The following is a 16,865-nucleotide window of genomic DNA, read 5'->3' on the forward strand; positions in this document are numbered from 1 at the left end:
AGCTTCGCGTTTCCGCCGGTTGCTCACACCGCGCCACTTGGCGTATTCAAAACCACCGGGGCTCTAATCGCCACTGGATGAAAGTTCAGTGGCAGGTCAGTCTGTGATCCTGCCTGCCTTCACCGATACGGCAACCATGGAAAAAATGGCGGCGTTTGAAGTCCCACTTGTCACCCGGCTTCTCTATGGCGGCATAACGGAGGAGCTGCTGACCCGATGGGGCTTGATGGCATTATTCGCATGGGCGCTCTGGCGAATAGTGGGCAAGGGGCAAGTCCAGCCGGTCATGATGTGGACTGCCATTGTCATCGCAGCGGCCCTTTTTGCCTTGGGCCACCTGCCCTTTCTGTTTGCCATTACCGTTCATCCGCAACCATTGCTGATTGTCTGTGTCATGCTCGGCAATTTTATCCCCGGACTGATGTTCGGGTGGCTGTTCTGGCGTCGCGGGCTGGAAGCAGCGATGCTTTCCCACGCTTTCGCCCACTGCGTGAATGCAACTGTCGCCTGACCCGTCGAACCGACAGATAAGTCAGGGGTTTATCATCCCGGCCTCGCCGGCCGGGATAAAATGCCGCTTCGGTGCGGGCAGCAGTCCTAATGCCTCTTATAATCATCCTCGATGCGGATGACGTCGTCTTCGCCAAGATAGGCGCCGGTCTGGATTTCGACCAACTCAAGTGGAATCTGCCCCTCATTGGCAAGCCGGTGCGGTTGACCAATCGGGATATAGACGGACTGGTTTTCCGTCAGCAGCCGGGTTTCGTCGCCAATCGTTACGGTTGCCGTGCCCTTGACGATGATCCAGTGCTCCGAGCGGTGATAGTGTTTCTGGAACGAGATGCGGTGGCCAGGATCAACCGTGATGTGGCCCACGCGGTAGCGCTCGTCCACATACATATGTTCGATGTAACCCCATGGACGATACACTCGCCTGTGCGCTTGCGTCCGCGGCGCGTGTTCGCCATCCTTCAGTGTCTCCACCAGGCCCTTCACGTCCTGCACCCGGTTTTTCGGCACCACCAGAACCGCATCCTTGGTGGCCACCACCACCAGATCCTTTGCCCCCACCACGGTCGTCAGCAATTGCGTGGAATGGATCAGGCAGCCCTCGGAATCGATGAAGACGCCGTCGCCCTCGAGCGCATTGTCGTTGCCGTGCTTGTCGGCGATTTCCCAGATCGCGTCCCAGCTGCCGATATCCGACCAGCGGAAATGGCCGTGCACCACCGCCATGCGCTTGGTCTTCTCGATCACCGCATAGTCGATGGAGTTTTTCGGCGAGGCTTCGAAGCTCGCCTGATGCAGGCGCACGAAGCCAAGGTCGCTTTCATATTGTTCGACCGACTGCGTTACTGCCGCAAGAATCTCTGGCGCGAATGCCTTGAGTTCGGCAATCATCACGTCGGAACGAAACAGGAAGTTGCCGGAGTTCCAGAGATACCCCTTCTCCAGATAGGAGATTGCCGTCTTCACATCCGGTTTTTCCACGAATGCCTCGACGATGCTCAGGTCAGCCTCACCATCAATTGCTTCACCAGGCTTGATGTAGCCGTAAGAGGTGCGCGGCTCGGTTGGCACCAGACCGAAAACGACGATATTGCCCTGATCGGCGGCCTTGGCGCCAAGCCTCACGGACTCTGAAAATTTGTCGGCATCCAGCACCACATGGTCGGCGGCGAGCGCCAGCACCAGGCATCCCGGCTCCCGGCGCTCGGCCAGCACGGCGGCAGCGGCCATGGCGGCGGCACTGTCGCGGCGGGCGGGTTCGAGAACCACCGTCGCCGGAAGATCGATCTCCTCAGCCTGGCGGCGGGCGAAGAAGCGGAAATCCTCGTTGGTGATCACCAGCGGCTCGGCATAAAGCGCCTTGTCGGCCACGCGCGTCAGTGTCTGCTGATAGGTCGAAAGATTGCCGACCAGCGGCTGGAACTGCTTGGGCAACTGATCGCGCGATACCGGCCAAAGCCGTGATCCCGCCCCACCAGCAAGAAGAACCGGCGTGATCTTTCGAGATTGTTCCGTCACAATAAAAACCTTTCCAACTTTAAAAAATTCCCGGCGGGCCGGACAATATACATATTTACCAATGCTGCCATCATCGATTCACGGGCGGATAAGCGCAAGCTCATAAGTTCGCCTTGTGAAAGCTTGGTGAATGTCGGACCCGTTTTGCTAACGCAACCCACAGGGTGAGGTTCCGCGCAAAGGTAGTTCAGTGGCTTTGACAGGCCGCAAAGAAAAACCCGGGCGAATGGCCCGGATTTCCGTTTTCAGAGCGATGACCTGTCAGGATCAGTTCGGCAGCGCGTAAGCGATCACGTAGTCGCCACGGTCAGGAGACTGACGTGCACCGCCGGCCGAGATGACGACATATTGCTTGCCTGTCTTCGGAGACTTGTAGCTCATCGGGCCGCCCTGGCTGCCGACAGGAAGGCGGGCCTTCCAGACTTCCTTGCCGGTCGCCGTATCGAAGGCGCGCAGATAATAATCCTGGGTGCCGGCGATAAAGACGAGACCGCCCTGGGTGGCAAGCGTTCCGCCGAGCGTAGGCATGCCGATCGGGATCGGCAGACCCATCTTGATGCCAAGCGGACCGGTATCCTCAACGGTGCCGACAGGAACCTGCCACTTGATCTGCTGCGTCTTCATGTCGATCGCAGTCATCGAGCCATAGGGCGGAGCCTGGCAGGGAATGCCAAGAGCAGACAGGAAACGGTTCTTGTTCACCGCATAGGGCGTGCCCTTCATGGGAACGACGCCCATGCCGGTATTGACGCTTTCGCCGCCGCTTGCCGTTGCCTTGGTGGGAGCAGCTTCCTTCATCTCAATCCACAGGCCGAGGCGCATATCGTTGATGAAGATTGTGTTGGTCGTCGGGTCAGTCGAGATGCCGCCCCAGTTCATGCCGCCGAGCGAGCCCGGGAAGGCGAGGGAGAGGTCCGTGCCCGGCGCCGTATAGAGGCCTTCATAACGCATGCCCTTGAAAGCGATACGGCACAGAAGCTGATCGAAAGGGGTGGCACCCCACATATCGGCTTCCGTCAGCGTCTGCGCGCCGATTTGCGGCATGCCCACCGAACGCGGCTGCGTTGGTGCATATGGCTCGTTCGGAATGTTGCCGGCCTTGACCGGAACGTCTTCCACCTTGGTCAGCGGCTGGCCAGTCGCCCGGTCCAGCACATAGATCTGACCGGCCTTGGTGCCGAAGACCAGAGCCGGAACGGTCGTTCCATCAGCCTTCGGGAAATCGATGAAGCTCGGCTGCATCGGCACGTCGAAGTCCCATAGGTCGTTATGAACCGTCTGGTAGACCCACTTTTCGCGGCCGGTCGTGGCATCGAGCGCCAGCATGGAAGCGCCGTATTTATGATCGAGCGGTGTGCGCGTCGCGCCATAAAGATCGACCGAGGGGCTGCCCACCGGCATGAAGACCGTGTTCAGCTCCGGATCGTAGGACATGGATGCCCAGACGTTCGGCGTGGAACGGGTGTAGGTCTGGCCCTCGGGCGGCAGTTTGGTGATTTCAGGGTTGCCGGGATCGAAAGCCCAGCGAAGCTCACCCGTCACCACGTCGAAACCGCGCATCACGCCGCCAGGCATATCCACCTGTACGTTGTCAGCGATACGTCCGCCGACCACGACGGTGGTGCCGGCCAGTGTGGGGGCCGATGTCAGCACATATTGCGGGTCCGGCGCATCACCAAGACCGATCTTCAGATCGACGCGGCCATTGGTGCCGAAATCCGGGCAAAACGCGCCGGTGTCGGCATCGAGCGCGATGAGTTCCGCGTTGATGGTGTTCATGAGAATGCGGCGCTGGCAAAGCGCGCCGTCGGCTACGATCGCCGGGGTGACAGGCGTTGCGCCCGGAGCGGTCGGCTGCTTCAGCGGCGCCTTGGCATCGAAATAGGCGAGACCACGGCAACGCATCCAGACGGTGGATTTGGCGTTGATTTCGGTCTTCCACTTCTGCGCGCCGGTATCGGCGTCGAGCGCGATGACATTGTTGTGCGGTGTGCACACAAACACGGTGTCGCCGACCTGAAGCGGCGTTTCCTGATCTTCCGCACCGTTCGCGCCGGGGCTGATCGGGATGTCGCCGGTCCGATAGGTCCATGCCACCTCAAGGTTCTTGACGTTATCGCGGTTGATTTCGTCAAGCGCAACAAAGCGGCTGCCGCCCGCCGTATTGCCGTAATGTTCCCAGTTCTTCTGCTCTTTTTCCGGCGTTACCGGCGTCAGTGCAGCAACCTCACCCTTGAAGGCGACGGTCGGATGCGGCACGAACATGCCGGCAAAACCGGCAGCGGACGCGATGGCCAGAACGCCAGCAAGGGCAAAGGAAGCGCCGTAAGCGGGCGTCTTGCCAGCCGCGCGCCGCAGCAGCGGATAGGAGAGCGCAACCACCGTGGCGCCCACGCCCAACGCCAGCAGGCGGGAGATGAGCGGCCAGAAGTGCAGTCCGGCTTCCCACACTGCCCAAACACCGCTAACGATGAAGACAAGGCCGAACAGAAGCGCGCCGGCAGGCTTGCGCAGGAGAATAAGCAAGCCGGAGACGATCAGCGCGATACCCGCCAAGACGAAATAGAGGCTGCCGCCGAGTGTTGCGAGCTGCCCGCCGCCAATGGCGAAGAACAGTCCCGCAGCGACAATGACAGCGCCGAGCACGAAGAGCCATAATCTGGCTGCAAGCGACGTTGAGGTTGCTGGTTTACTCATGAAATTAAATATCCGGTTAGGAGAGCCGCCGCGAAGGCTGACGCCCTATGATCTTTCAATGCCCGGCCCAGGCCAGACAGTCCGCCGCACTTACGGCTGAGCGAAGATGCGCTGAAGGCGACGAGGCGAAATGGGGAACAATGGTGGGGGAGACTTCCGTGGTGACTGTCATTTTGACCCATTCACTGCAGTTTATCGCCGGCCCCAATGGACGGCGGACAATGTGCTCGAACAAATCCTCCCAAGTTCGTATCGCAGAGGCCCGCATGCGGGCACTGGGCGACCGAAACCTCGGTGCGGTATAACGTCGCCTGCGACAAGATGACAATGCGCAAGACGGGCATTTTTGATAAGCTGCGCTTATACCATATCAACACCTACAACACAAAGACCTCTCCGCCGATGGATATTCGCCAGCTCGCCATTTTTGTGGAAGCCGCAAGGGCCAAAAATTTCCGCGCGGCCGCTTTGCAGCTGGGCATCGCCCAACCGGCCGTAACGCAGCGTATCCGGCAACTGGAAGAGAATCTGGGCTTCAAGCTTTTCCTCCGTGTCAACCGTGGTGTGGAACTTACGCCGGCTGGGCAGTCGATGCTGCTCGATGCGGAGGAAATTCTTGCCCGCACCAAGGGCGCGCTGGAAAAGGCACACCAGATCAGGCGCGGCCAGCTCGGCACGCTGCGCATCGGCTTCGGCACCAGCGTGATGGCGGAACGAAAATTGCCGGCGCTGATCACCCGCTATGGCAACGACCACAGGGAGGTGACGCTTGAACTCCTGCCCGGCATGACGATGGAACAATTGATCGAGCAGGTGGCGACGCGCAAGACAGACGTCGCTTTCATTCGCGCACCCCTGCCCCAATTGCCGCAGAGCTTGCGGGCCATGCCCTTCGACCGCTCCAAACTGTGCGTCGCCCTGCCGGAGCGCCATCCGCTCGCCTCCCGCCCCAGAGTTTCGGTTGGCGATATCGTGCAGGAAAAACTGCTGCTGCCGGTGGACGAGATCGGCCTGGGGCTCAGCAGCAGCGCGCTTTCCCTTTTCGAGGATGCAGGCTGTGAGCCGGAAATCGGCATGCGCATCGCCAACGTCAACACCATCCTTGCCCTCGTGGAAGCTGGCGCAGGAATTTCCATTCTGCCGGAAAGCACCGTGCGCTCCACAAGGGGCATCACAGGTGTGCCGCTCGAAAGCGCCGATGCCTGGTCAGATAGCGTGCTGGTCGTCAGACGCGGTCCGCTTGCCCTCCACGTGGAGGCCTTCGTGAATATGGTACGGCAGGCCTACCAGTCCCACCTATAATGCCGACAATACGCACTTAATCGATTGAATCGGCCACAAATTTCGCCACGGCTAAATTTGCTGCACTGAACAACATTCAACGCTTGGCACGCGCGCGAAAAATACAATAACAACGACGGATATTTTTGCACTGTTATCGACACGAAAGCACACTCAGCCCATGTCCGACACGACGAAGCCCGCCAGCCCCAGAACATCGGTTACAGATCAGGAAGCACTGGATTTCCACGCGCAAGGCAGACCGGGGAAACTGGAAATCACCCCGACCAAGCCGATGGCGACTCAGCGGGATCTGTCGCTTGCCTATTCGCCTGGAGTGGCCGTGCCGGTGAAAGCCATCGCCGAAAATCCGGCGACCGCTTACGATTATACGACACGCGGCAACATGGTGGCAGTGATCTCCAACGGCACGGCGATCCTCGGTCTCGGCAATCTCGGTGCGCTCGCCTCCAAGCCTGTCATGGAAGGCAAGTCCGTTCTGTTCAAGCGCTTTGCGGATGTGGATTCCATCGATCTCGAGGTTGATACCGAAGACGCCGACGAATTCATCAATTGCGTGCGTTACCTTGGCCCCTCTTTCGGCGGCATCAATCTGGAAGACATCAAGGCGCCGGAATGTTTCATCATCGAAAGCCGCCTGCGCGAGCTGATGGACATTCCCGTTTTCCATGACGACCAGCACGGAACCGCCATCATCGCCGCCGCCGGTCTCATCAACGCCATCGAACTGACAGGCCGAGACTTCAAGACGACGAAGCTCGTCTGTAACGGCGCAGGTGCTGCTGCCATCGCCTGCATGGACCTCATCAAGGCCATGGGTTTCAACCCCGAAAACATCACGCTTTGCGACACCAAGGGCGTGATCTACCAGGGACGCACCGAAGGCATGAACCAGTGGAAATCCGCCCATGCGGTAAAGACTGACAACCGCACGCTGACTGAGGCCATGAAGGGCGCGGATGTCGTCTTCGGCCTGTCGCAGAAGGGTGCCTTCACCGAAGAGATGATCCGCTCAATGGCGCCAAAGCCGATCATTTTCGCAATGGCCAACCCTGACCCGGAAATCACCCCGGAAGAAGTCGCCCGCATCCGCGATGACGCCATCATGGCGACCGGGCGTTCGGATTATCCGAACCAGGTCAACAACGTCCTCGGGTTTCCCTATATCTTCCGCGGCGCGCTCGATGTCCGTGCAAGCCAGATCAACGACGCAATGAAGATTGCCGCGGCACAGGCGCTGGCCGATCTTGCCCGCGAGGATGTGCCGGATGATGTGGCCGCCGCCTATCAGGGCAACCGCCCGCGCTTCGGATCGCAATATATCATTCCCGTTCCCTTCGATCCGCGCCTGATCTCGGCAATTCCGGTGGCCGTGGCCAAGGCCGCCATCGAAACCGGCGTCGCTCGCCGCGAACTGCCCGATCTCGATGCCTATGCCCGCGAGCTTTCCGCCCGTCGCGACCCCATGGCGTCGACCACGCAGCGCCTTTACGAGCGTGTGCGCCGCTCTCCGAAGCGGGTCGTTTTCGCCGAAGCGGAAGAAGAACAGGTGATGCGCGCAGCGATCTCGTTTACCGCGCAGGGGCTTGGCACCGCCATCCTGCTCGGCCGTGACGACATCATCAAGGCCAATGCAGAGCGTGCCGGCATCGATCTCGACCGCGCCAATATAGAGATCACCAATGCCCGCCTTTCCAGCCGCGTCGATGCCTATGTCGATTATCTCTATGCGCGGTTGCAGCGAGGCGGCTTCCTGCTGCGCGACGTGCAGCGCCTGATCCACAACGACCGTAACCATTTCGCCGCCTGCATGGTGGCGATGGGCGATGCGGACGCCGTAGTCACCGGCGTTACCCGCAACTATTCCACGGCGCTCGAGGATATCCGCCGCTGCATCAACACCAAACCCGGCCACCGTGTCATCGGCGTTTCGCTGGTCGTGTCGCGCAACCGAACGGTCTTCGTGGCAGATACCGCCGTGCACGACATGCCGTCTGCCGAAGACCTTGCCGATATCGCCGAAGAAGCAGCCGGTCTCGCCCGCCGTTTCGGCTACGAACCGCGTGTAGCGATGCTCGCCTATTCCACCTTCGGCCAGCCGGTTGGCGAACGCTCCGACAAGGTGCGCGAAGCGGTGAAAATCCTCGACAAGCGCAACGTCAATTTTGAGGTCGACGGGGAAATGTCGGCCGATGTGGCGCTGAACCATCATCGCATGCAGAGCCAGTATCCCTTTGCCCGCCTTTCCGGTGCGGCCAACGTGCTGGTCATGCCAGCCATCCATTCCGCCTCGATCTCCACCAAGATGCTACAGGAACTGGGCGGCGCGACCGTCATCGGCCCGCTTCTCGTCGGCCTCGACAAATCGGTGCAGATCACCTCGATGGGTGCCAAGGACAGCGACATCGTCAATATGGCGGCGATCGCGGCCTATAACGCCGGTCGGTAACGATGTGGGAGCGCTCTTCGGGAGAAGGGCGCTCAAAATGCCCAAGCATAGCCAGCATATCCTCGCCTCGTGGCGAGGATATGCCAAAGCGCCGAACCCCGGCACCGTAAGAACAAGATTCTACGATTTCAAATTATTAGGTTATTTTTTCTCACCAGAGAACTTATTGGAACACGATTTTATTTATACGATTTTTTGCGCAACGCCAATTCTCGCTCTCGACGGACGCCTCATGTAGTTTCCACCCACAACCAAAAGGAAATACCCATGGCCCTCTCCTTCTCCAGATTTGCCGCAAAACTCATCGCCGGAACCGTCGTCATCGCTTCGATGGCCACCGCCGCTCACGCGGATGCGACGCTCGACCGTATCAAGGGTCGCGGCAAGCTCACCGTCGGCGTCATCCTGTCCGGCGCGCCTTTCGGCTTCATCGATCCGAAGACGCAGGAGCAGAAGGGCCTCAACATCGACGTCGCCAAGGCGCTGGCCGCCGGTCTCGGTGTGGAGCTGGTGACCGAAACCGTGACCCCGCCCAACCGCGTGCAGTTCCTGCAGCAGGGCAAGGTCGATATTCTGATCGCCAACATGCAGTACACGGAAGAGCGCGCCAAAACGCTCGATTACGTGCCCACCCCCTATGACCGCCAGGGCGGCGCAGCCATTGGTCGAAAGGACTCGGGCATCAAGGACTGGCCGGACCTGAAGGGCAAGATTGCCTGCGTATCGCAGGGCTCCAACTACACCCAGCCGCTGATCGAGCAATATGGCGCGCAGGTAAAGGCGTTGCCGAGCCAGCCGGAATCGCTGCTCGCGCTGAAGGGCGGCAATTGCGATGTCTCCGTGCACGTCAACGGCACGCTGAGCCTAATGCTTCAGGACCGCGCCGATGAGTGGAAGGATTACGGCATCCTGATCCCCACCGACCTTATCCCTTCTGACTCAGTCATCTGGCTGCGCAAGGGCGAGGCCGACACGCAGGCTGCGCTCGACAAGATCGTCAAGGAGCTGCACGCTTCCGGCAAAATGATCGAATTCGCGAAGGCCAACCGCCTGCCGAGCATCGGCTTCATGGAAGAGCAGAAGACGAAGCTCTCCGCGGCGCAGTAAAGGCTGGGCAATCCCGCTTGCTTCGTCACCCCGGACCTGGTCCGGGGGACCGGCATGTCGTAGGGGCATCTGCCATCACGGAGATTTCCCCTCACCACTGAGAACGGCCGGTTTCGCCCGCCGTTCTTTTCTGCTTTATAGCAAGACAGGTCATTCTGGCACCGCCTGCCGGGCGGCAGCCGCGACAACAGCATGGATATCCGATGCAGGATGGATTTACAGCGCGTTTCATAGAGTTGGCCGCGCATATAGGCCTCAACTATGACTTTCTGAACAGCGGCTACGAGGTTCAGATCTGGCTCGACGGCATGAAGATGACGCTCATCCTCGTCGCCGTCACCCTGCCGCTCAGCCTCGTTTTCGGCTTCATTTTCGCCGCCATGCTCACGTCAGGCAAAGGCTGGCTCGCCGGTCCGGTGCGCGCCTATGTGGAACTGACGCGCAACACGCCGACGCTGGTGCAGCTGATGTGTGGTTTCCTTGTGCTCAACATGTTGATTTCAAACGCGCTCGGCGGTGCGCAGAACAATCCGCTCACCCCGTTCTTCTGGGTCGTCGCCATCACCGGCCTGCACGTTGCCGCTTTCCACGCGGAAGCCTTGCGCGGCGGTATCGAGGCGGTGCCGGCTACCACCATCGAGGCGGCACGCGCCATCGGTTTCAGCTCATTCGAGATTTTACGTTACGTGGAATTTCCGCTGGCAATTCGCACGGCACTTCCTTCCATCATCAACAATCTCATCAATCTGGTGAAGCTCACCACCGTCGGCTCGGCGATTGCGGTCGGTGAAATCACCTATGCCTCGATCCTGATCTGGACGCAGCGCGACAATGTGGTCGAACTGATGCTGGTGATCCTCATCTTTTTCAGTGTCATCAATTTCATCGTCGCAAGGGCGGGCCTGTGGCTTGAGCGGCGTCTTGCGGTTCCGGGGTTCGGTCAATGAGCGCGGTGGTCTCTCCAACACAGGCGGCGAAGAAGCTGCCTTTCGGCACCATTCTTCTGTGCGGCGTGCTGGTTGCTGTCGTGCTGTGGCTGGTTCTCGATCCCTCGCTCGGACAGGTGCTGCTGGAATGGCTGCCCTATCTCGGCAAGGGTTTTGCCATGAATGTGCTGATCAGCATCCTGGCGATTGCCATCGGCACCATCATCGGCGTCGTGCTAGGCATCATGGAGCTTGCACCCTATCGCCTCGTGCGGGCGCCGGCGCTCACCTACGTGCAAATCTTCCGCAACGCCCCGCATCTGGTGCTGATTTTCGCCGCGACCTACATCTTCCCCTTCGAGATCGTCGCCTTCGGCAACTACATTCCGTTTCCAGACTGGATCAAGGCCGTGGTCGGGCTTGCGATTCCGGCCAGCGCCCACATCGCCGAAATCACCCGGGGCGCCATCCAGTCCATTCCCACCGCACAATGGGAAGCGGCGCAGGGCCTCGGGTTTTCGCGCAACCAGACGCTGCGCTGGATCATCCTGCCGCAATGCGTGAAGCGCTCGCTGCCGCCGTGGATGAACCTTTACGCCTCCATCACCATGGGCACGGCGCTTGCCTCGCTGGTGGGCGTGCATGAGCTTCTCCACGCCGCAACCGATGCCAGCACCGCCGTGCAGCGCAACGATTTCACCGTCGTGGTCTATCTCACCGTCCTGATGGCGTTCTTCCTGTTCTGCTATCCCGTGTCCCGTTTCACGCAGCGCCTTGAACGGCGCTTCGCTTCCCGCTGATTGGAATACACCATGTCCGCATCCGCCCCCCAAACCGCCGCCAAAGCTCTGGTTGAACTGGAAGGCGTGCACCTGTCTTTCGGCGACAATCAAGTGCTCAAAGGCATTGATCTCACCGTCAACAAGGGCGACGCCGTCTCCATCATCGGCCCTTCCGGCTCGGGCAAATCCACGATCCTGCGCTGCATCAACGGCCTGCTCATTCCGCAATCTGGCAAGATCACCGTGGGGGGCACCCGCGTCGATCAGCTGAAAACGGAAGCTGAGCGCATAACGCTGCGCAAGCGCATCGGCATCGTCTTCCAGCAGTTCAACCTCTTCCCGCATCTGACTGTCATGGAAAATATCACCATCGCGCCGATTAAAATCCTCGGCACGCCGAAGGCGGAAGCCGAGCGTCATGCCCGCGAATTGCTGGAAAAAGTCCGCCTGTCGCAGAAGGTGGATGCCTATCCCGGTCAGCTGTCCGGCGGCCAGCAGCAGCGTGTGGCCATTGCCCGCGCGCTTGCCATGCGGCCTGAACTGGTACTGTTCGACGAAGTTACCTCCGCACTTGATCCGGAAACCGTGGGCGAAGTGCTCGCCGTCATCCGCGATCTCGTCAATGACGGCATGACCAGCATTCTCGTGACCCATGAAATGCGCTTCGCCGAGGAAATCAGCGACAATATCGTCTTCACGGAAAACGGCCTGATCGTTGATCAGGGCACGCCGGAGCACATCTTCTACAAGTCGACCAATCCGCGTATCAACGCCTTCGTAAAGGGTCTCGGCGGACAGGTGGCACGGGTCGCCGACGGCGAAGGGATCTGACGCCATGCCCGCCGACGAAAAACTCACCCTTCATCTGGCAGAAGCCATCGCCGCCTCTGATCCGCTCCGCGACGAAGAGGCTGTGACGATCGCCCGCACGGCGCTGATCGACTTTTTTGCCTGTATGCTGGGTGGCGCTTCCGACCGAAGCACGAAAATCCTCATCGACAGCTTTACGTCAGGCACATCCGGCACGGCGGGCATTGTCGGCCATGATCTGCGCACGGATGCATTCACCGCCGCACTCATCAATGGTCATGCGGGGCACGTGCTGGATTATGACGACGTCCATGGCAGCGTGCGCGGCCACCCCACCGTCGCCATCGTTCCCGCTCTATTGGCTGTTGCGGTCGAGGAAGGCTCTACGGCGGATGCATTTATCGCCGCCTATATTGTCGGGCTGGAAACCATGGCGCGGCTTGGCCTGTCGCTCGGCACCAAGCATTACGAAAATGGCTTCCACGCCACCGCGACCCTCGGCCCCATCGGTGCGGCGGCGGCCATTGCCCATCTTCTGAAATTCACCCCGCAGACGACCGCTATCTCACTCGGCCTTGCCGCCACGCAGTCTGCGGGACTTCGCCTGCAATTTGGTTATGATGCGAAGCCACTGCATGCCGGGCTTGCGACACGCGCTGGCCTCACCGCCGCGCGGCTGGCAAGATCAGGTTTTCAGGGTGCGCCGGATTTTCTGGAAAACCCTATCGGCTTTTATTCCGCCTTCGCCTTTGGCGCGGAACAGCCGAAACGGCTCCTGTCCGGCTGGGGTACACCCTGGCAGATCGTCTCTCCCGGATTGACGCTCAAGGCATTTCCCTGCTGCACCGCCAGCCACCCTGTTGCCGTTGGTGCGCTTGCACTGCGCAGCGCCAATGATCTGGCACCAGATGAAATCGAAACTGTCGTCATCACCTTTCCCCCGGGAGGCGATGCCGCTCTTGTGGGTTCGGCCACACCCGCCACGGGCATCGATGCGCGTTTCAGCGCCGAATATGTCTTCGCCGCCGCACTGACGGATGGCGCACTCGGCATCAGCCATTTCGACGAACGCCCTGCACGCGCCGACCTGCTTGGACTTTCCGCAAAAGTCTCGCGCCGGCACGACGAGACCGCCCGCCGCCTCTCGCCGGATCCTACCACCCGTTTCGTGGTCATCGACGTGACGAAGAAGGATGGCACAGTGCTGTCGCGCCGTATTGACGGTCTTCCCGGCATTGATGACCCCACGGAAAAATTTGCCGACGCCACCGGCGGCAATGAAAAATTCGCCGGAATTCCGGCACTGGTGCGGACCATGAAAACCGCAACCGACCTCAAGAAGCTAGAAGCGCTTCTGGCAACGCAAATATAACACGACCGAAATAAAGGCATGATCACCATGACCACGAATACCCGCAAAAGACAGATGCATCTTGGCCTGTTCCTGCAAGGAGCCGGCCACCACGTTTCCGGCTGGCGTCACCCGGATGCGGAAGCCGGCAGCGAGAATTTCGACCTGTTGACCCGTGTCACGAAAATGGCCGAAGATGCCAAGTTTGACATGGTCTTTCTGGCAGATGGCCTCACAAGCGGCGTCGACGCCCATCCCTCGATGATCGCCCGTTTCGAGCCGCTTACCCTGCTTGCGGCGCTTGCCATGGTGACAAACAAGATTGGACTGGCCGCCACCGCCTCCACCACCTATGGTGAGCCCTACCACACCGCACGCGCCTTCGCCTCCATCGACCATCTCAGCCACGGGCGTGCGGCGTGGAACATCGTTACCACCTCCTATGCCCGCACGGCGGCGAACTTCTCCAAGAGCCATCCCGAGCATGACGAGCGTTATGCCGTTGCGGAAGAATATGTGAACGTCGTGCGTGGCCTGTGGGACAGCTGGGACGACGACGCCTTCGTCAAGGACAAGGAAGGCGGCCGCTACGTCGATCCGCAGAAGGTCCATATTCTCGATCACGAAGGCAAATATTTCACGGTGAAGGGTCCGCTGAACATTCCGCGTTCGCCGCAGGGTCACCCGGTTCTCATTCAGGCCGGCTCCTCCGGCCCGGGGCAGGATCTCGCCGCCCGCACTGCCGATATCGTCTTCACCGCCCAGCAGGCCATTTCCGAGGCGCAGGCCTTCTACACCAGCCTAAAGGCGCGAGTGGAGAAATTCGGCCGCGATCCATCAAGCGTCGCCGTGATGCCCGGTTTCATGCCCATCATCGGCAAGAGCTTCGAAGAGGCCGGCGAAAAGCTGAAGGAGCTGAACCGTTGGACCGATATCAAGAGCGCCATGCCGTTGCTTGAGGAACGCATCGGCCATAGCCTTACCGAGTATGATCTCGACGGCCCGCTGCCGGACCTCCCTATTTCAGACCAGTTGCGCAGCCGCGCCGAACTTTTGACCGAACTGGCGCGCCGCGAAAAGTTGACGATCCGGGAACTGGCGCTGCGCGTTGCAGCTGGTCGTGGCCACCATATCGTCATGGGCACGGCCAAGGACGTGGCGGATCGCATGCAGGAGTGGTTCGAGAACGGCGCGGCCGACGGCTTCAACGTCATGCCGCCCTTCTTCCCCGGCGGGTTGGAAGAATTCAACCGCGAAGTCGTGCCGCTCTTGCAGGAACGTGGCCTGTTCCGCAAGGAATACGAAGGCTCGACGTTGCGCGACCATCTCGGCATCAACAGGCCTGCCCTGCGGGCATAAAAACGGATGCCCGGCGACGGGCATCCGCATGACAAGAGGCTCACGTGGAAGCAGGCTGTCGCCGATCCGTCAGGCTGCTTTCCTTCCCGACAGTTTCACACTGTGGCTCGTCCGCGACGAGTTGGATGAAATGGATGCCCCGTCGTCGCGCTGGGTCGCGCGGCGGTTCAGTTTGAACAGGCTGACCAGTTGCGCCAGCACATCCGCACCCTGGGCAAGGGTAGCGCTAATGGCGGTCGTGCGCGCGCTCATCGCCGCGTTTTCCTGCGTCATCCGGTCGAGCTGGTTGACTGCACGGTTGATTTCGCTGATGCCTAAGGCCTGTTCATCGGCGGCCTTGGCGATCATATCGACATTGCCGTCAATGTGCTTCACCAGCGCATCGATCTGCTTCAGCGCCTCACCCGTCTCGCCAACAAGCCGCACGCCTTCCATAACCTCGGTGCCGGAATTGTTGATGAGCGCCTTGATTTCCTTGGCGGCACTGGCGGAGCGTTGCGCAAGTTCGCGCACCTCCTGTGCCACGACCGCAAAACCCTTGCCCGCATCGCCCGCGCGCGCGGCTTCGACGCCCGCATTCAGGGCAAGAAGGTTGGTCTGGAAGGCGATTTCGTCGATAACGCCGATAATCTGGCTGATTTCCCGCGATGCCGTCTCGATGCGCTGCATGGCGTTGACGGTACGCCCAACGACTTCGGTGGAAGCCGCCGTTGACGTCCGCGCACTCTGAACGAGTTTTCGGGTTTCCTTGGTGTTTTCCGTCGATGCCCGTACGGTCGCGGTGATTTCTTCCAGCGCCGCCGAGGTTTCCTCCAGCGCCACGGCCTGCTCACGCGATCTTTCGGCGAGATGAACAGAGGCTTCGCTGACTTCCTGGCTGCTTCTGGTCAGGTCATCGGTCTGCCCAAGAACATTTTCCAGGGTTTTCTGGAATTCGGCGATGGACTTGTTGAAATCCCGTCTCAGCCCCTCGAACTCACCCACGAAAGGCTTGTCGAGCGTGACGCGGATGTTGCACTGGGAAAGACGCTCAAGCGCAGCGCCCAGTTCTTCCACCGCATGCACGCGGTCCGTTACATCGAAGGCGAATTTCACCACCTTGACGACTTTTCCCCGCTCGTCGATGATCGGGTTGTAGGACGCCTGGATGAAGACGCGTTTTTCGTTCTTGCCAAGCCGCATGAACTGACCGGTCGAGAACTCTCCCTTACTAAGATCTTTCCAGAAATTGCGGTACTCTTCGGACTGCACGTAGCCACGCTCACAAAACATCGAATGATGGTTGCCGATGATCTCTTCCGCCGTGTAGCCGAGTGCTGTCAGGAAGTTTTCATTCGCGGAGAGAATTTTCCCCTCGGGCGTAAACTCGATCATCGCCTGCGCACGCGAAAGCGCTGCCAGCTTGCCGTTATCCTCGGTGCTTCGGCGCTTCGTCGCCGTGATATCGGAAGCGATCTTGACCACCTTGTAAGGTTTGCCGAAACGAAAAACCGGATTGTAGGAGGCTTCAATCCAGATGTCGTCGCCGGTTTTCGACCGCCGCCGATATTGGCCCTGATCGTATTCGCCGCGTGAGAGTTTCGCCCAGAAGGCCTTGTATTCGGGTGACGCTGCATCTTCGGGAGACAGGAACATGCTATGGGGGCGTCCGATGATTTCTGATTGCTGATAGCCGACCGCCTTGCAGAAATTGTCGTTCGCTTTCAGAATTTTGCCAGTCAGATCGAACTCAATGATGGCTTGCGAGCGGCTTAGGGCATCAAGTACCGCAGATGCGTCCGTACCGAGTTTGAAAAATTGAGACATGTCTTTGAACTCCCAACAATAACTTGTATGCGGACCTTTCCTCCTCGATGCCAAAGAGATGAAAATAAAGGATCGGTCTGCGTGTACGCGGAACCTAGCCGGACACCGTTAAATAGCAATTAATGATGACCCATAACTATTGGTCCAATGACCGAAACTGTTGGCAAGAATACTTCAGACCGAGCTGCCTTTACCAACCCGTCCTCACCGGATGAGAACCGCTTATTTGCCACAGTGCTGATATTTCT

Annotated in this window: 12 protein-coding genes; 9 read left to right on the forward strand and 3 right to left on the reverse strand. The window is 59.7% G+C overall.

Features of this window, described 5'->3' with window-relative positions:
• Nucleotides 1–103: 103 nt before the first annotated feature.
• On the forward strand, nt 104–511 hold the full coding sequence (locus ACQZ45_RS11675) for a CPBP family intramembrane glutamic endopeptidase (RefSeq protein ID WP_448742252.1): 408 nt from the start codon (nt 104–106) through the stop codon (nt 509–511).
• Nucleotides 512–597: 86 nt separating this feature from the next.
• On the opposite strand, the gene ACQZ45_RS11680 is transcribed toward ACQZ45_RS11675, so the two are convergent.
• Complete coding sequence (locus ACQZ45_RS11680; protein WP_025595636.1) at nt 598–2,028, reverse strand: mannose-1-phosphate guanylyltransferase/mannose-6-phosphate isomerase; 1,431 nt, start codon at nt 2,026–2,028, stop codon at nt 598–600.
• Between the two features lie 267 nt (nt 2,029–2,295).
• Entirely contained in the window at nt 2,296–4,725 is a 2,430-nt protein-coding gene (locus tag ACQZ45_RS11685) for a glucose/quinate/shikimate family membrane-bound PQQ-dependent dehydrogenase (RefSeq protein ID WP_111795337.1), read from the reverse strand.
• Between the two features lie 327 nt (nt 4,726–5,052).
• On the opposite strand from ACQZ45_RS11685, the gene ACQZ45_RS11690 reads away from it, so the two are divergent.
• The 8 genes from ACQZ45_RS11690 (at nt 5,053) to ACQZ45_RS11725 (ending at nt 14,811) form a co-directional block, all read left to right on the forward strand.
• Complete coding sequence (locus tag ACQZ45_RS11690; RefSeq protein WP_025595631.1) at nt 5,053–6,027, forward strand: LysR family transcriptional regulator; 975 nt, start codon at nt 5,053–5,055, stop codon at nt 6,025–6,027.
• Nucleotides 6,028–6,187: 160 nt separating this feature from the next.
• Nucleotides 6,188–8,476, forward strand: a complete 2,289-nt coding sequence (locus ACQZ45_RS11695; RefSeq protein WP_003510961.1) for an NADP-dependent malic enzyme — start codon at nt 6,188–6,190, stop codon at nt 8,474–8,476.
• Between the two features lie 267 nt (nt 8,477–8,743).
• A complete protein-coding gene (locus tag ACQZ45_RS11700; RefSeq protein WP_003510963.1) occupies nt 8,744–9,583 on the forward strand; it encodes a transporter substrate-binding domain-containing protein in 840 nt (279 codons plus the stop codon).
• 203 nt (nt 9,584–9,786) lie between these two features.
• Complete coding sequence (locus ACQZ45_RS11705; RefSeq protein WP_003510965.1) at nt 9,787–10,530, forward strand: amino acid ABC transporter permease; 744 nt, start codon at nt 9,787–9,789, stop codon at nt 10,528–10,530.
• Entirely contained in the window at nt 10,527–11,309 is a 783-nt protein-coding gene (locus ACQZ45_RS11710) for an amino acid ABC transporter permease (RefSeq protein ID WP_013761604.1), read from the forward strand. Before ACQZ45_RS11705 ends, ACQZ45_RS11710 begins: the two co-directional genes overlap by 4 nt.
• A gap of 12 nt (nt 11,310–11,321) precedes the next feature.
• Nucleotides 11,322–12,122 (forward strand): amino acid ABC transporter ATP-binding protein, encoded by an 801-nt coding sequence (locus tag ACQZ45_RS11715; protein ID WP_013761605.1) that lies wholly within the window; start codon nt 11,322–11,324, stop codon nt 12,120–12,122.
• Between the two features lie 4 nt (nt 12,123–12,126).
• Nucleotides 12,127–13,473, forward strand: coding sequence for an MmgE/PrpD family protein (locus ACQZ45_RS11720; protein WP_112192079.1), 1,347 nt, complete (start codon nt 12,127–12,129; stop codon nt 13,471–13,473).
• An 18-nt stretch (nt 13,474–13,491) separates the two neighbouring features.
• Entirely contained in the window at nt 13,492–14,811 is a 1,320-nt protein-coding gene (locus tag ACQZ45_RS11725) for an LLM class flavin-dependent oxidoreductase (RefSeq protein ID WP_162685975.1), read from the forward strand.
• A 69-nt stretch (nt 14,812–14,880) separates the two neighbouring features.
• On the opposite strand, the gene ACQZ45_RS11730 is transcribed toward ACQZ45_RS11725, so the two are convergent.
• Nucleotides 14,881–16,617: a methyl-accepting chemotaxis protein gene (locus ACQZ45_RS11730; protein WP_065659559.1), complete on the reverse strand. Its 1,737-nt coding sequence runs from the start codon at nt 16,615–16,617 to the stop codon at nt 14,881–14,883.
• Between the last annotated feature and the right edge of the window lie 248 nt (nt 16,618–16,865).

This window comes from Agrobacterium sp. 16-2014-1-2a (genome assembly GCF_053522705.1).

What these genes read in the sequence shown, in the direction of transcription:
- ACQZ45_RS11715 (WP_013761605.1), top strand. Translation starts at nt 11,322, where the DNA reads ATGTCCGCATCCGCCCCCCAAACCGCCGCCAAAGCTCTGGTTGAACTG.
- ACQZ45_RS11685 (WP_111795337.1), bottom strand. Translation starts at nt 4,725, where the DNA reads ATGAGTAAACCAGCAACCTCAACGTCGCTTGCAGCCAGATTATGGCTC.
- ACQZ45_RS11725 (WP_162685975.1), top strand. Translation starts at nt 13,492, where the DNA reads ATGATCACCATGACCACGAATACCCGCAAAAGACAGATGCATCTTGGC.
- ACQZ45_RS11700 (WP_003510963.1), top strand. Translation starts at nt 8,744, where the DNA reads ATGGCCCTCTCCTTCTCCAGATTTGCCGCAAAACTCATCGCCGGAACC.
- ACQZ45_RS11710 (WP_013761604.1), top strand. Translation starts at nt 10,527, where the DNA reads ATGAGCGCGGTGGTCTCTCCAACACAGGCGGCGAAGAAGCTGCCTTTC.
- ACQZ45_RS11730 (WP_065659559.1), bottom strand. Translation starts at nt 16,617, where the DNA reads ATGTCTCAATTTTTCAAACTCGGTACGGACGCATCTGCGGTACTTGAT.
- ACQZ45_RS11720 (WP_112192079.1), top strand. Translation starts at nt 12,127, where the DNA reads ATGCCCGCCGACGAAAAACTCACCCTTCATCTGGCAGAAGCCATCGCC.
- ACQZ45_RS11705 (WP_003510965.1), top strand. Translation starts at nt 9,787, where the DNA reads ATGCAGGATGGATTTACAGCGCGTTTCATAGAGTTGGCCGCGCATATA.
- ACQZ45_RS11695 (WP_003510961.1), top strand. Translation starts at nt 6,188, where the DNA reads ATGTCCGACACGACGAAGCCCGCCAGCCCCAGAACATCGGTTACAGAT.
- ACQZ45_RS11690 (WP_025595631.1), top strand. Translation starts at nt 5,053, where the DNA reads ATGCGCAAGACGGGCATTTTTGATAAGCTGCGCTTATACCATATCAAC.